This window comes from Specibacter sp. NPDC078709 (assembly GCF_040686795.1).
GTDB lineage: Bacteria > Actinomycetota > Actinomycetes > Actinomycetales > Micrococcaceae > Specibacter.
In genome coordinates this window covers 62,837-77,812 of sequence record NZ_JBFBLU010000003.1, presented here as the reverse complement: position 1 = coordinate 77,812, position 14,976 = coordinate 62,837, and the positions used below count along the sequence as shown (strand labels likewise).

The 14,976-nt window shown below is 59.7% G+C and carries 16 protein-coding genes; 9 read left to right on the top strand and 7 right to left on the bottom strand.

The genetic code is table 11. The annotated features are described in order from the left end of the window. Positions 1-4: 4 nt before the first annotated feature. Positions 5-727 (bottom strand): YigZ family protein, encoded by a 723-nt coding sequence (locus AB0P14_RS06960; protein ID WP_363839614.1) that lies wholly within the window; start codon positions 725-727, stop codon positions 5-7. Positions 728-825: 98 nt separating this feature from the next. Here AB0P14_RS06960 and coaE point away from each other — a divergent pair, with 98 nt between their 5' ends. From coaE to AB0P14_RS06930, 6 genes are all read left to right on the top strand, one after another. Continuing rightward, on the top strand, positions 826-1,746 hold the full coding sequence (gene coaE / locus AB0P14_RS06955; protein WP_363839611.1) for a dephospho-CoA kinase: 921 nt from the start codon (positions 826-828) through the stop codon (positions 1,744-1,746). A 306-nt stretch (positions 1,747-2,052) separates the two neighbouring features. Next, a complete protein-coding gene (locus AB0P14_RS06950; protein WP_363839608.1) occupies positions 2,053-2,502 on the top strand; it encodes a DUF892 family protein in 450 nt (149 codons plus the stop codon). Positions 2,503-2,551: 49 nt separating this feature from the next. Continuing rightward, positions 2,552-2,818: a Rho termination factor N-terminal domain-containing protein gene (locus tag AB0P14_RS06945; protein WP_363839605.1), complete on the top strand. Its 267-nt coding sequence runs from the start codon at positions 2,552-2,554 to the stop codon at positions 2,816-2,818. A gap of 103 nt (positions 2,819-2,921) precedes the next feature. After that, positions 2,922-3,299 (top strand): hypothetical protein, encoded by a 378-nt coding sequence (locus tag AB0P14_RS06940; RefSeq protein WP_363839603.1) that lies wholly within the window; start codon positions 2,922-2,924, stop codon positions 3,297-3,299. Between the two features lie 87 nt (positions 3,300-3,386). Next, positions 3,387-3,854, top strand: coding sequence for a hypothetical protein (locus AB0P14_RS06935; protein ID WP_363839600.1), 468 nt, complete (start codon positions 3,387-3,389; stop codon positions 3,852-3,854). Positions 3,855-4,075: 221 nt separating this feature from the next. Next, positions 4,076-4,234, top strand: coding sequence for a hypothetical protein (locus tag AB0P14_RS06930; protein WP_363839597.1), 159 nt, complete (start codon positions 4,076-4,078; stop codon positions 4,232-4,234). Between the two features lie 83 nt (positions 4,235-4,317). Here AB0P14_RS06930 and AB0P14_RS06925 read toward each other — a convergent pair whose 3' ends face one another. Then, positions 4,318-4,734, bottom strand: a complete 417-nt coding sequence (locus AB0P14_RS06925; RefSeq protein WP_363839595.1) for a DUF4190 domain-containing protein — start codon at positions 4,732-4,734, stop codon at positions 4,318-4,320. Between the two features lie 161 nt (positions 4,735-4,895). Between AB0P14_RS06925 and uvrB the strand changes: the two genes are divergently transcribed. Then, on the top strand, positions 4,896-6,980 hold the full coding sequence (uvrB, locus tag AB0P14_RS06920; RefSeq protein WP_363839592.1) for an excinuclease ABC subunit UvrB: 2,085 nt from the start codon (positions 4,896-4,898) through the stop codon (positions 6,978-6,980). Between the two features lie 111 nt (positions 6,981-7,091). On the opposite strand, the gene AB0P14_RS06915 is transcribed toward uvrB, so the two are convergent. From AB0P14_RS06915 to AB0P14_RS06905, 3 genes are read right to left on the bottom strand one after another with little or no spacing between them, the layout of a single operon-like run. Next, positions 7,092-8,405: an alpha/beta fold hydrolase gene (locus AB0P14_RS06915; RefSeq protein WP_363839589.1), complete on the bottom strand. Its 1,314-nt coding sequence runs from the start codon at positions 8,403-8,405 to the stop codon at positions 7,092-7,094. Continuing rightward, on the bottom strand, positions 8,402-8,917 hold the full coding sequence (locus tag AB0P14_RS06910) for a GNAT family N-acetyltransferase (protein ID WP_363839586.1): 516 nt from the start codon (positions 8,915-8,917) through the stop codon (positions 8,402-8,404). The genes AB0P14_RS06915 and AB0P14_RS06910 overlap by 4 nt, the downstream gene beginning before the upstream one ends. A gap of 22 nt (positions 8,918-8,939) precedes the next feature. Then, a complete protein-coding gene (locus tag AB0P14_RS06905; protein ID WP_363840406.1) occupies positions 8,940-11,486 on the bottom strand; it encodes a DUF3516 domain-containing protein in 2,547 nt (848 codons plus the stop codon). 79 nt (positions 11,487-11,565) lie between these two features. Between AB0P14_RS06905 and AB0P14_RS06900 the strand changes: the two genes are divergently transcribed. Both AB0P14_RS06900 and AB0P14_RS06895 read left to right on the top strand, forming a co-directional pair. Beyond that, the gene (locus tag AB0P14_RS06900) at positions 11,566-12,372 is read left to right on the top strand and encodes a trans-aconitate 2-methyltransferase (RefSeq protein ID WP_363839583.1); all 807 of its coding nucleotides are present in this window, start codon (positions 11,566-11,568) and stop codon (positions 12,370-12,372) included. Further along, positions 12,369-13,067 carry a PIG-L family deacetylase gene (locus AB0P14_RS06895; protein WP_363839580.1) on the top strand — a complete coding sequence of 233 codons (699 nt, stop codon included), beginning with the start codon at positions 12,369-12,371 and terminating at the stop codon, positions 13,065-13,067. Before AB0P14_RS06900 ends, AB0P14_RS06895 begins: the two co-directional genes overlap by 4 nt. A gap of 61 nt (positions 13,068-13,128) precedes the next feature. On the opposite strand, the gene AB0P14_RS06890 is transcribed toward AB0P14_RS06895, so the two are convergent. Continuing rightward, positions 13,129-14,244, bottom strand: a complete 1,116-nt coding sequence (locus AB0P14_RS06890) for an FAD-dependent oxidoreductase (protein ID WP_363839577.1) — start codon at positions 14,242-14,244, stop codon at positions 13,129-13,131. A 61-nt stretch (positions 14,245-14,305) separates the two neighbouring features. After that, complete coding sequence (locus AB0P14_RS06885) at positions 14,306-14,878, bottom strand: flavin reductase family protein (protein WP_363839575.1); 573 nt, start codon at positions 14,876-14,878, stop codon at positions 14,306-14,308. Positions 14,879-14,976: the final 98 nt, after the last annotated feature.

The window sequence follows — 14,976 nt, the reverse complement described above, 5'->3', positions numbered from 1 at the left end:
CGTACTAGGTCAGCGGCGTGTCAACCCAATCGTTTCCGGCGGCCGTCAACGCGCAGCGTCCAGCCGTCAGCGCGGCAAGCCTTTCCACCGCGGCGGTGATGACCTGCTCGTCGTCGTACATGGCCAGCCCAAGCTGAGTTTCGGCGCCGTCGTACGTGTTCCCGGTCATCACATAGCCGGCGCTGCGCAGATCATTCTCCAACCGCCCGGCCTGCGCATGCGGCACCGCGACCGTGAACAGCTGCAGCCGCTCCCTGCGCACCAGCGGGACCAACTCCAACGCCGTGCTCACGGACTCCGAGTAGGCGCGCACCAGTCCGCCGGCGCCAAGGAGGATGCCACCAAAATAGCGGACGACGACGGCGCACACGTCACTGAGGTCGGCGGCGGCCGAGGTGTCGCTTCCGTTGCTAGACGGAGCGTGAACCTCCCGTCTGATGAGGGCGTCTAACATGGGGATGCCTGCGGTGCCGGAGGGTTCGCCGTCGTCATTGGAGCGCTGGATGCTGCGGTCGGAGCCGATGACAAACGCGGAGCAGTGGTGCCTGGCGTCGTAGAATTCTTTGCGCAGTTCACTCACCAGCTCGCGGGCGGAGGATTCCTGTTCCACTCGCCGCAGCACGGTGATGAAGCGGGAGCGCTTGATGGAAATTTCGTGCCGGAAGTCGGGTCCGGACGCTAACGTCGTGTAGCTGTTGGGGCCGGCTGAGGCGAGGGGAAGTGTCACCCACTGATCCTATCTAACGGGGGAGTACCGGCTCATTGCTTGGTCGCTGTGCTGTGTCAGGAACAACCGCGTTGCGGCACGCTCGATAGTATGGGTGCATGCTTTCACTTGGTCTCACCGGCGGCATCGCTGCCGGAAAATCCTTGCTCTCTACCCGGTTCCGCGAGCTGGGAGCCGTTGTCATTGACGCCGACCAGCTGGCCCGCGAGGTGGTGGCTCCCGGAACGCAGGGCCTGGCCGCCGTCGTAGCTCATTTTGGTCCTGAGATGCTGCTGCCGGATGGTTCGTTGAACCGTCCTTCTCTCGGGTCCCGGGTCTTCGCCGATAAGGCGGAGCTCGCGGCGCTGAACGCCATCACCCACCCGTTAGTGCGTGCGGCGGCTGCTGCGTTGAAAGCCGACGCCAGCCCGGACGCCATTGTAGTCCAAGACATTCCACTGCTGGTGGAGTCGGGGCAAGGCCCCAACTTTCACCTGGTAGTCGTTGCGCAGGCGCCTCAGGAGCTTCGGCTAGAGCGCCTGATTCGGGACCGCGGGATGTCTAGGGAGGATGCGCTGGCCCGCATTGCCGCTCAAGCTACCGACGAACAGCGGGCAGCCGTGGCTGATGTGGTGATCGTCAATGATGGCACCCGGGACGAGGCAATTGCCGCCCTGGATGTGCTCTGGCATGAACGGCTAGTGCCGTTTGCAACGAATGTGGCCGCCGGGCGGGCTCATGCAGAACATGCAGATGTGGATCAAAGCGCGCATGCGCCCGCTTCTGACGATGCAGGAGAAGCGCGGCTTGTGGCTCGATTGCAGCATGCGGTGGGGGAGTCCGCCGCCGTCCTCGCCTTACATCCGGAGGGTTATGGACCGGCGTTTCGCGTGGAGCCAACGGCTGGAAATTCCGCTGAAACGCTCCTTCATGCCATGGCCAAGGCTGGATTCTTTCCCGTGGCTGATGCTATCGAGGGCCACCAGGTCTTGGCCTCGGCCGATCCGGGGCAGCCTCTCCTGATCTCTTATGAATCCTAGGGCTGCTCAAAGGTCAGGGTTGTCTGGGTACTGACGAAAGCCTGGCTGCTGCCACTAGCCGCAGAACCTAGACTGCACTGATTGATATCTTATCAATTGTGAATTGAACTTCAGGGCAATGTCATCGCCTGTTGAATCTTCATACCGGGGCATGGATTTTTATGGCTGACCTCGTTAGAGTCGAAGAGGGGGATGAGCATTCATCGGCCCAAGAAATGACTCATGTAACGCGCTTGGCTATGCCACAGCAGAAGTCGCCGGAGGAAGATTTACGTCGTTTACCAACGCCAACGCGAAGGAAAAACAATGTTTGAACACTTCACAACTCTCGAAGAAATTTATTGCTACAAACTTGCTTTGGCCCTGACCATGTTGCAGGGATCGATCGACGCGCTGGATACCCTCGAGGAGACCGCCATGCGCAGCGATCTCGAGGATCTCTTTCGGGATTCCGCCCACGCGACCCGACACCATCTTCAAAATCTGCAAGGGTGTTTTAGCCTGCCGGATCAAAACACCAACGATGCTCCCAGCGCGGCGGCCAAAGGTTTGAATAGGGAGACCAACGCCCTCATCGCCAAGACGGACAGCACACTTGTGGACGCTGTTCTTTTGGCGGGAGCTTTGGAGGCGGCGCATCACGAAGGCGCCGCCGAACTGGTCACGCGGGCGCATGAACAGATTCAGGCTGAAGTTATTCGCGAGCCTGAGCCCGTAATCCAGGTGCCGTCCTTCCTTCCAACGGGAAGCATCTAACGGCCTTGGCCCTCAAAGTAGCTCAACCCACGCACTAAGGAGAGGAATCATGCCAGAGAAAAAGAATCCCAGCATCAAGGATCCGGAAATGTATGAGGCACTGCGCGATGACGGAGCCTCTGCCCAGAAGGCAGCCAGAATATCCAATGCTGCGGCCAAGAACGGTCGGTCTACGGTGGGACGGAAGGGTGGAAAATCAAAAGATTATGAAGCCTGGACGGTGCCCGAACTCAGAGGCAAGGCCAAAGAAATCGGACTGACCGGTTACTCAAAAAAACGTAAGTCGGAACTTATCGAGGCATTGCGCAATTCTTAGTTCCCAACGAACTGCATACGTCCATGCGATGTTTATGAAAACAAAGCTCAGCCCTGAAATCCGGCGAGCCGCCGACAGCTAATTCATCCGTTAGGAGAATCACATGACTGAAAGCACCGACCAACCTGTTGAAATTTCCACCCGAATGCGCCCTGGGGAATGGACGCCGGAATCGTTGGACCAGCTGGTGGCTTCCTACCAGCAAAAGATTCGGGACATGGGTGCACCGCCCGAAGCAATTGAGACTTCCGTGGAGACCCCTGCGGATGGTTCAGCCCACGTAAACGTCAGTTGGCGCCATGAGGGGCAGCAGACGTTCCCCGATCTCGGCCAGACGTCAGTTGAGGAGGAGAATATTTCACGAGGTCACGGGGAGTCGATTCCCCGTGGTGAAGCAACCGAAGACTCAAAGGGCCTCGGCGCCGTATTCGGTGATGCCGAACGCTCAGCCGTTGACGAACCCCCGGCCGCGGGTTCCTAGGTACCAAGGAAAACCAGCTTGCGAAGGAGCAACTACGGTGGCATGGAAAGTAGACGATCATCCCAATCAGAATGATGGGTGTTTCAGATGACATCATCATCGGCAACGCCAGCTGATGGGCCCAACGACGCCCATCAACGCGGTCCTGGGGTATCCGACGGCACGGTGAAGGCACTCGGGAAACTCTCTGAAGCACTCGAAGTAGTTGAGCACGCCAGAGGACTTCTTTATGGTTTTCACCGGCTTACAGGAAAGGCCGATCTGGCGCTGGGTGAGGCTGTGCAATTGTTGCGAGCGGCGGGCCACGGAGTACTTGGTGATGACATTGAGCGTCAAATAGTGGGGCGTAACGTCATCGACGGTCGGTGGACATTCCAGATTGTTGAGGAATACGACGACGGGTATTACGCCGCATTCAAGGATGCCGAAAAACGAGCTAGAGATGAGCTGGACGGTGGCAAACGGCACGTGTATGAGGCGGAGATGAAAGAGGACCGCAGAACACATGGCCTGGAGCATCACGAGGCGCGACCGGATCTTGTCGACGGCGCCTAGGCGGCTCATCTGTCAGAGCATCTCAGTCACCGACGAGGTGGGCCAGTTGGTGGAATCGAGTGTCACCTAGCGGCGCCGAGGCTGGATCCATCAATGACATGCGGTGCCCTTGTTATTGGCACGGCACGGGCCTAGCCTGAAAACATACGGCAGCCACAGCTGCGAGAAATGGCTGGGCAGTTGGCTGCGTGACTTGCTATGGACGATAGGAAGGTGCCGCTATGGGACTCATTATTGGTTTGTTGGTCATCTGGCTTATTTTGTCGGTGCTGGGATTCGCCATCAAGGGCCTATTCTGGTTGGCAGTCATTGGCATAATCCTCTTTGTTGCTACGGCCGGGATCGGCTGGTTCCGGAGCAGAGGCTCCATCCGAAGCTGAGGTGAGCACCGTAACTGATGCAGAGAGTGCTGTGGGAAAAAACATGGCCCGCACCAAAAGGTGCGGGCCATCGCCGGGAGGTCTTAGGGAGTGGTGAAGCTGGAGCAGTCCACAACCTGGCCGCTGATGGTTACGGTGTCCGCACCGTCAGCGCAAGCCTGAACCTGTGCGGCGACGTCTGCAAAGTAGCTAATCGCCCAAATGCCAACGATGATGGATATGAGAAGGACCACGGCGCTGATGATGATGGCCACGAGGGCCAGAGTGTTCTTGTAACCGGCCTTCTTGGATTTTGACTTGGCAACGAGACCCAAGATCAAACCAACCAAGCTGAAACCGACAAACGGCAGGATGATGGCGATGATCGACATGGTCTTGCCCGGGTCGGCAGCCGGGGCGCCGTACTGACCGGGCTGCTGACCGTAGGCGGTCGGCGCCTGTGAAGCGTAAGGTGCGGACGGCTGCTGGCCGTACGGGTTTTCGGGTGTGTTGGAAGACATTGTTTTCCTCTCAAAGGAATATTTGCGCGTAAAAGTGATGATTTCCCATCTCATTTTTGCATGGATGATCCTTAGTCCACCGAATGTTGCGTGGTGAGTTGTGCCCATGGTGGAACTTAGTTATTGTGCCGGTGGTGCCTAGGAGGGGTAGTTTTAACATCATGAGTCTTGCCCAAGAGATCAACCGTGTTGTGGCCCCTTTCGAAGTGATCAGTGAGTTCAAACCTGCTGGCGATCAGCCGGCAGCTATTAAGGAACTTACCGAGCGCATCAATAATGGCGAGAAGGACGTGGTGCTTCTTGGCGCAACGGGAACGGGTAAGTCAGCCACCACGGCGTGGCTGATTGAGCAGGTGCAAAGGCCCACCCTGGTGCTGGTTCAGAACAAGACCCTTGCCGCCCAGCTCGCCAACGAGTTCCGGGAACTATTGCCCAATAACGCCGTCGAGTATTTCGTGTCCTACTACGATTACTACCAGCCCGAGGCTTACGTTCCTCAGTCGGACACCTTCATTGAAAAAGACTCCTCCGTCAATGAGGAAGTGGAGCGGCTTCGTCACTCAGCAACCAACGCCCTGTTGACCAGGCGCGACGTGATCGTGGTAGCCACGGTCTCGTGCATCTACGGCTTAGGCACGCCCGAAGAGTATGTTGCCGGAATGGTGACCTTGAAGCGCGGGGAGCAGATGAACCGCGATGACTTGTTGCGCAAGTTCGTCAGTATGCAGTACACTCGCAACGATATTGATTTCCACCGCGGTACCTTCCGCGTCCGTGGTGACACCGTTGAGATCATCCCCATGTACGAGGAACAAGCCATCAGGGTTGAGTTCTTTGGCGATGAGGTCGAAAATATCTACACGCTCCACCCACTAACGGGGGAGATCATCCGCGAAGAGAATGAGATGTACGTCTTCCCGGCATCGCACTATGTTGCCGGCCCAGATCGGATGTCCCGTGCCGTCAAACAAATTGAAGACGAACTTGCCACCCGAACCAAGGAACTTGAAAGCCAGAACAAGCTCCTCGAGGCTCAGCGACTGCGTATGCGCACCACCTATGACCTAGAGATGATGGAGCAGATGGGCTTTTGCAACGGCATCGAAAACTACTCCAGGCACATCGATGGTCGCGACAAGGGCAGCGCCCCACATTGCTTGCTGGACTACTTCCCTGACGATTTCCTGCTGGTCATTGACGAATCCCATGTGACAGTTCCACAGATTGGTGCCATGTATGAGGGCGATATGTCCCGCAAGCGCACCCTCGTGGACCACGGTTTCCGGCTTCCTTCAGCCATGGACAACCGTCCTCTTAAATGGGATGAGTTCTTGGAACGCATCGGTCAGACTGTGTACCTTTCCGCAACTCCAGGCAAATACGAGCTGGGCATGTCAGACGGCTACGTTCAGCAGATCATCCGCCCCACAGGCTTGATCGACCCCGAGATTATTGTCAAGCCCTCCCAAGACCAGATCAACGATCTCCTCGGCGAGATCCGGAAGCGCACGGCCAAGAATGAGCGTGTTCTGGTCACGACGCTAACCAAGCGCATGTCCGAGGACCTCACCGACTATCTGCTGGGAAATGGCATCAAGGTCCAGTACCTGCACTCCGATGTGGACACCCTGCGACGTGTTGAGTTGTTGCGCGAACTGCGTATGGGCGTCTTTGATGTGCTGGTGGGCATTAACCTGCTCCGTGAAGGACTCGACCTCCCCGAAGTTTCCTTGGTCAGCATTCTCGACGCCGACAAAGAAGGGTTCCTGCGGTCCTCGACGTCATTGATTCAGACCATTGGTCGTGCCGCTCGAAACGTTTCGGGTGAGGTGCACATGTATGCGGACCGGATCACGGCCTCCATGCAGTTCGCCATTGATGAAACCAATCGACGCCGGGAGATCCAGGTCAGTTACAACAAGAAGCACGGCATTGACCCCCAGCCGCTTCGCAAGAAGATTGCAGACATCACCGACCAGTTGGCTCGTGAAGACGCGGACACGGCCGCGCTGTTGGAGGAAGCGCGGCTCAAGCGTGAACCTGCTGGCAAGGCAGGTAAGAAGAAGGGCGCCGCCGGTGCCACCTCACGCCCGGCCAAGGAACTGGTGGAACTCATTGAAGAGCTTACGGCGCAAATGCACGGCGCCGCCGCAGACCTCCACTTCGAACTTGCAGCCCGGCTCCGCGACGAAGTGGGCGATCTGAAGAAGGAACTACGCCAGATGCGAGAAGCCGGCCACGACTAACAATCGAGCAAAGTGTGAGGGCCGAGGTTCTCGGAGCGGGGATGGATTTTGAAGGTCGCTCAGCGACCGACGAAATCTTACTGCCCGCGAGAGGACCTCAGCCCTCGCACATTACGCCCGAACCATGCCAAGGAGCCGGGCGAAGATACCTTCACCGTCGTCGGCAATGCCGTCGTGGTGGAAGTCGGCGGTTTCCCATACTTGGAGTCCCTTGACGGCTGCGGCCGTGGCCATGGAGATCTCGCGGTCCACGAAGATGTCATCGCTGTAGACGGCGGCGGCCACGGGCACGGTGTTTTTGGCCAACTGAGCAACGTCATACAGCGGGCCCCAGCCCTCGGTGCGAGCAGCCAGCACATCAGCCAGTCCCTTCAAAGGAACAAGGGCAGGATCCTGTTCGAAGTACCACGGGTAGATGGCTTCACCGGTGAGTAGCGGCTCCGGCGCATCCGGCAAGAAATCCGGGTTCAGCGCCAGCACGCGGGCGGCTGCCCAGTCGCTCGGGGAGTCCTGCACATAGATGGATTCGTGCATCAACGCGTAGAGCGGATTGGCCGCACGGCTCACATAGGCCGAAACGGTGCTTAAGAACGTGTCGGACAGGCGGACGCCGTCGAGCGTTGGCGTGAACGCATCCTCGAGGACAAAGTGCAAGGCATCGAAACGGGTATTACCGCCCAAAAAGCTGCCCAACATCTGCACGCGTTCGGGCGTGAGCCGCTCACCCGTAGGCAGCAGTTCTTCGACCTCGGACGTGTGCCGCATGATGTGCGTGAGCAGTTCGCGGTCCTCAGGGTACTTCGCAAAGTACTCGGCATTGCGGGTTCGCAGGCGGTCAAACGTAGCCTGATACACCTGGTCTGCGGGCCCGGTCAGCGGGCCCAGGCCGCCCGTGATGAGTGCCTCGCGGACACCCTCCGGTGCGAAGGATAGGTACGTCAGCGCGCAGAAGCCGCCATAGCTTTGGCCAAAGATGCTCCACGGCTCAGAGCCCAACGTGGCGCGGATGAGCTCGGCGTCGGCCACAATGTCGGTAGCCCGGAAATGAGACAGGTAGTCCGCCTGAGCAGCCACGTCCCCGGCGAGGGGCAGGGTTTGGCGAGTGGCCGGCGTCGAAAGTCCCGTGCCGCGCTGATCAAGCATCAGCACGCGGAAGTGTTTGGCGGCCTCGGCGAGCCAGCCGCTAAGCCCGGCGGGGCGGTTGCCGCGTCCGCCCGGGCCGCCCTGCAGGAACAGCAACCAGGGCAGCTCATCGGCGTCGACGCGGGCATCGCTCAGCGCGCGCGCAAATACCTCGATGGTGGGACCCTCTGGATGTGCATGATCCAGCGGGACGGTGAAGAAATGATCGCGCATGCGCACGCCGCGGGCGGTGTACGCCTCGGAGCTGGCCATCTCAGAAAGGACGGTGTAGGAATCGCTCATGACTGGGCCCCTGCGGTCTCGGTGGCAGCCGAAGCGCCGAATTTTGCCAGCGCCTCGCCATCCAAACGGAACACCGACCACCCATCCATCGGCGCCGCCCCGAACGACTTGTAGAAGTTGATGGATGGCTCATTCCAGTCCAGCACGCTCCACTCCATGCGGGCGTAGCCGCGCTCCACCGTGATCTGCGCCAGGTGCTGGAGCAGCATTTTGCCGTAGCCGCCCCCACGCGCCTCGGGCCGCACATACAGGTCCTCGAGATGGATCCCGTGCGTGCCCTCCCACGTCGAGTAGTTCAGGAACCACAGGGCAAACCCCACAATGGGTTCGCCGGCAGCGGGGGAGTCCACCACGTGCGCGAACACCTGCGGATTCTCGCCAAACAGGCTGGCATGGAGCGTCTCAGGCGTGTTTTTCACCGCGTCCGGCTCTTTTTCATAAATAGCCAGATCGTGGATCATGCCAAGGATTGCGGGGACATCGGCGGGCACGGCAGTGCGAAGCAAATTCATGCACTGAGCTTATCGCGCACCTCTACATTCGGCTGAATTCCTTGAAAAGTACGACGGCGGCACCCGCCTCATTCGATGCGTCAAGATCCACTGTGGCGTGCATAAACCAATCGTGGTTGCCTGCCGGGTCAACGATGGTTTGGCGCACGGTCCAGTTGTCATCCGACGGGGCGATGTGCAACAGCGCGGGGCCACGGGCGGCCGGGCCGGACTCAATGTATTCGTGTTCGTCCCAGTACTCATCCAGCGCATCGGCCCAGCGGTCCGCATCCCAGCCGTGTTCGCCGTCGAGCTTCCCCAGCGCCTCATAGTCATCATCGGCAGCGAGCTCCACGCGGCGGAACATCTCATTGCGGACCATGACCCTAAAGGCTCGGGCGTTGTCCGTCAGACGAGGCGGGGCAGGCGGCAGTGCGGTTTCCTCCAGCAGGCCAGCGCCATCGGTGGAGTCCCCGTTGGTCATCTTCTCCCACTCATCGAGCAGGCTGGAGTCTACCTGGCGGACCAGCTCGCCCAGCCAGGAAATGATGTCCTCGAGGTCTTCGCGGAGTGCATCCTGGGGGACGGTCTGGCGGAGGGCCTTGTAGGCGTCCGTCAGGTACCGCAGCACGATTCCCTCGGAGCGAGCCAGCTGGTAATACTGGACGTATTCACCGAAGTTCATGGCGCGCTCATACATATCGCGAATGATCGATTTCGGGGAAAGCTCAAAGTCACCCATCCACGGGGAGGCCTTGCGGTAGACCTCAAAGGCCTCGAATAGCAGCTCCGAGAGAGGCATAGGGTAGGTGACTTCGTCGAGGATGGCCATGCGCTCGTCGTACTCGATGCCCTCACTCTTCATGGCCGCAACCTTTTCGGTGCGCTCACGCTTGAGCTGGGCCGAGAGGATCTGGCGTGGCTTTTCCAACGTGGACTCAATGACGGAAATGACATCCAGGGCGTAGCTGGGCGATTCCTGATCCAGCAAGTCTAGGGCAGCCAGGGCGAAGGGGGAGAGCGGCTGGTTCAGCGCGAAGTTCATCTGCAGGTGCACGGTGAGGCGCACAGTGCGGCCATCATTCTCGAGCTCGTCCTCGGGGATGCGTTCTACAACGCCGGCGCCCAGGAGTTCGCGGTACATGCCGATGGCCTTGCGCATCAGCACGCGCTGCTTGGCCGGTGATTCGTGGTTCTCGGTCAGCAAGGCCTTCGCTGCTTGGAAGGGATCGCCGGGGCGTTCCAGCAAGTTCAGCAGCATGGCGTGCGTGATGGTGAAGCTGGAGGTCAGCGGTTCCGGCACGGATTCGGCCAGGCGCGTGAATGTGGGCTCACCCCAGCTGACAAAACCCTGCTGCGGCTTCTTCTTGACCACCTGGCGGAGCTTCTTCTGATCGTCGCCAAACTTGGCCACGGCCTTCGCCATGGCCTTGGTGTTCTCAATAACGTGCTCGGGTGCCTGCACAATGACGGTGCCAGCGGTGTCATAGCCTGCGCGGCCTGCTCGGCCAGCGATTTGTTGGAACTCACGCACCTGCAAAACGCGAGTGCGGACGCCGTCATACTTGCTCAAAGCAGTCAGCAACACGGTGCGGATGGGCACGTTGATGCCCACGCCGAGGGTGTCGGTGCCGCAGATGACCTTCATCAGGCCGGCCTGGGCCAGCTGCTCCACAAGGCGGCGGTACTTGGGCAGCATTCCGGCGTGGTGGACGCCAATGCCGTGGCGGACCAAACGGTTCAGAGTCTTGCCGAAACCTGCGGAGAAGCGGAAACCGGCAATGAGCTCGGCAATCTTGTCCTTCTCCTCACGCGTGCACACGTTAATGCTCATGAGGGTCTGGGCGCGGTCAATGGCCTCGGCCTGGCTAAAGTGCACCACATAGACCGGGACCTGTTTGGTGGCGAGCAGTTCCTCGAGGGATTCATGTACGCCGGTCTGCACGTAGTAGTAGTGCAGCGGGATGGGGCGCTCACCGGAAGAAACGGTGGTGGTCTCGCGGTTGGTCAGCTCGGTGAGCTCCTTCTCGAAACGGCTGACATCGCCCAGAGTGGCGCTCATGAGCAGGAATTGCGACTGCGGCAGTTCCAGCAAGGGCAACTGCCACGCCCAGCCACGCTGCGGATCGGAGTAGTAGTGGAACTCATCCATGATGACTACGCCAACGTCGGCATCTTCGCCCTCGCGCAATGCGATGTTTGCCAGAATCTCCGCGGTGCAGCAAATGATCGGTGCGTCCTGGTTTACGGAGGAATCGCCGGTGATCATGCCAACGTTCTCGGCACCGAAAATCTCGCACAGGGCGAAGAACTTCTCCGAGACCAGCGCCTTGATGGGGGCCGTGTAGTAGCTGGCTGCGCCGCGGGCCATGGCGTTGAAGTGCGCCGCGATGGCCACCATCGATTTGCCTGAACCTGTGGGGGTCGACAAAATCACGTTGTTGCCGCTCACCAGCTCCAGTGCGGCCTCTTCCTGAGCTGGGTACAGCTCCAGCCCCCGGTCTAAGGTCCACTCCAAAAACGCGTCCAATACGTCGTCGTCGGTGGAGGTCTGCGGATTCAGGGTGGCAAGCTGTTCAAGAAGATTCATGGTCATCCCAGCTTAGGCGGTCGCAGCTGCCACTGCGGAACCCCTGCCCGTGCGGAATGGCATGTGGCAGGATAACGCCATGACGGATCAACCATTTGTGTGGGAACCAGCTCAGTACCGTAAGTTCGGCGATTTCCGTGACAGGCCCTTCTTTGATCTCACCTCCCGCATTGGAGCAGTGGCGCCCGCGAGTGCAGTTGACCTTGGCTGTGGGCCGGGCAATCTGACGGCTACCTTGGCGCGGCGTTGGCCGCAGGCGTCAGTGGTGGGATTGGATAGTTCGGCAGCCATGGTGGAGAAGGCGCAGGGTTTGACTGTTCCGGGGCTGTCATTTGTGCAGGGCGATATTGCCGCATGGTCACCCTTGGCCGGTGCTTCCGCCCCCGGCGCTCCTCCTGATGTCATAGTCTCCAACGCTGCCCTGCAGTGGGTGCCGGGGCATCGCGAATTGATGTCTGGCTGGTTGGCGACCATGCACCCTGGTGCGTGGCTGGGAGTGCAGGTACCCGGAAACTTTGGAGGGCCGTCGCACGTTTTGATGCGAGAACTGGCTGAGAGTTCCCGGTGGCGAAAGCAACTTGGCCGGGTGCTGCAGCACGACGACGTGGTGGCCGAACCTGCCGTCTATCAGGAACTGTTCCTCAGTGGCGGGGCTAGGGTGGACGTGTGGGAGACCACCTATAACCAACTGTTACAGGGCGAAAATGCGGTTCTGGAGTGGGTTCGAGGGACGGCGTTGCGACCCATTTTGTCTGCGCTATCGGCCAGTGAGGCTGAGGAATTCGAAGGCGGGTATACAGCGCTGCTGGCCGCGGCCTATCCAGCAGGGGCACATGGCACGATCTATCCGTTCCGACGTATTTTCATGGTGGGAGAGAAACAATGACTGACCTTGAGCAATTTCCGCAGGACTGGCAGCGGGCGCTAGTGATCGTGGCGCATCCGGATGACCCCGAGTACGGGATGGGTGCGGCCGTGGCGCAATGGACGGCCGAGGGTAAAGAGGTCAGCTATGTGCTGGCCACCCGTGGTGAGGCCGGAATTGCTGGCATGGCGGCCGAGGAATCGGGTCCGCTGAGGTCCATGGAGCAGCAGAATGCGTGTGCTCGGGTGGGTGTCTCGGACTTGGTCTTTCTCGATCATCCGGACGGGAGGATTGAGGAAGGGTTGGCGTTACGTAGAGACTTCGCGCGGGAGATTCGCCGTGCACGGCCCGATCTGGTGCTGACCTTGAATCACCGGGATGAGTGGGGCCCGGGGCGATGGAACTCGGCCGATCACAGGGCTGTTGGCCGAGCCGTCCTTGACGCTGTGGGCGATGCGGACAACGATTGGATCTTTCCCGAACTCTTGGCGGAAGGCTTAGCGCGTCACAAGGTGCGTTGGGTGGCGATCAGTTCCCCGCAGCCTACCCACGCTCAAAAAGTGTCGGAAGCCAGTGTCGAGAAAGCCGTGGCTTCCTTGGCTGAACACGGTGAATACCTCCGCGCCCTTAGCGATGCGCCCGTGGAGGAGCAGGCCCGGGAGCAAACGCAGATGGTGACGGCGGGCGGCGTCGTAGCGTTTGAGCTTTACGGCTGAGTTCGGGCGGGCCAGCCGGCGGCGGCGTTAGGTGGCTGCACCAACCTCGGCGTCTTCGCGCTCAACTTCTGTGCGGGGCCTGGAACAACTTTGGGGCGGCGATGCCGTCAGCAAGATCGGCCAGAATGCGGCCGATGGCAGGCGTGAACTTGAAACCGTGACCGGAGAATCCCGCGCCGACCACAACGGGGCCGAACCGGTCAAGAATAAAGTCGCCTGATTCGGTAGAGGTGTAAGTGCAGCTGATGGGGTCGAATCGTTCGGCATCCAAACCGGGGAACCACTCCCGCACATAGCGTAGGAGAGCATCCATTTGGCGCGTCTCGGCGGTGAAGTCCCGGGCGTCCGGATCAACCACGGGACCCACGCCGTGCCAACCGACCTTGATACCTTCGCCCGGAGTTAGCATCCCGTAAATAGGGCTGTACCAAAAGTCATCTTCCGGGACTCCGGGCTCGGGGTTGTGGTTGAAACTGGGCCATTCGAGCCCGTCGCTGACAGTCTGGAAATGCGCTGGTTGCTCCTGCGTCACCACAAGCCGCGGGAGTTGGACTATTCCGCCGATTAACTTTTGGGTCCATGCGCCAGCGGTCACAATGACGCGGGTGGTTCGGTATTCAGCGCTGTCGGTAGACACCGCTACGAGGTCGTCGCCGAGCACTGCGAGATTCCGCACGGTGGTTTTGTACAGGAACTGCGCTTCTCGGTTTTGAGCGGCAGATTTCAGGGCGGTGAGAGCATTCGCTGCCCGGATCCTGCCAGCCTCCGGTACGTAGAGGACTCTGCTACGAAAGCGCATGCCTGCCCAACGCTCCATGGCCGCTTGCGGTGACAGGAATGAGCTGCTGATGCCAGCTTCCTGCTGTGCTTGCCGGGTGTTTTCTAGTGCTACTTCATGGCCATGGTTGACAAGTCCCACCAGGTCCAGTAGCTGCACGCCGGTTTCTTCAGCGAGCTCATCCCACAGCAGGCGCGCTTCGCTGACCAGCCGAAGATACTCCGGCTGCTGGTAAGCAGTGTTGAAGTTGCGGGTGGTCCCATGGGAAGCCCCGAGGCTGTGCCCCTCCGGGAACTGCTCCAACACGGCGACGGATTTTCCGCTGCGGGCAACGGCCAATGCTGCTGCTGAGCCCATGGCGCCAGCACCAATAACAACCACGTCAGTCTTAATACTCATGATCTCTACTGTGAACTCTTCGGGAATTCTGTTAAGGCTGCGGCCAACATTAGGGCCGGAGCTACTTGACTACTGAGGTTTCGCTCAGGGAGTGCCAGGTGCGATCGTGGTAGACCAGCGGACGTGCCTGTTCTGCTGTGCGGCCGGATTCACCAGGCAGGTTCACCTGCAGAATCTGTACGGCCACAACCGTGGAATCGCCGGCGTCCATCTGGTTGACAATCCGTCCACGCATCCACGCATTAGCCGAGGGTAGTACAGGTTCCCCGGTGATCAGGCGCGACCAAATCGAGGTGTCAGCGAAGCGGTCGATGCCGCTCGTTGCAAAATTCTTGGCCAGAGAGATCTGATCCGCACCCAATAGGTGAATGACTACCGTCTCGGCCTGCTTGACCGTGGGCGTCGAGGACGACGCTGAGGATAAGGAAAAGACCACAAGCGGCGGGTTGGCTGAAACCGAGATGACTGAGGTTGCCGTCAGCCCAACAGGCCCCTCGCCGATGTCCGCCGTAATTACGGCAACGCCTGCGGGATGGTTCCGGAACGCAGCTTTGAAATCGTCGGCGCTGAGCATTTCAGGGAAACCGGGATGGGTGACCTGTTTGGGCTCGGCGAAAACGGTTGACTGCGACATGGACTCTCCTTTAGTGCGGCCAAAGTCGGCGTGGACTGCGGCTGCTGTCATAAGTGAAAAAGTATCACTGTCGTGAACTATTGGACGATTCGTCAAGG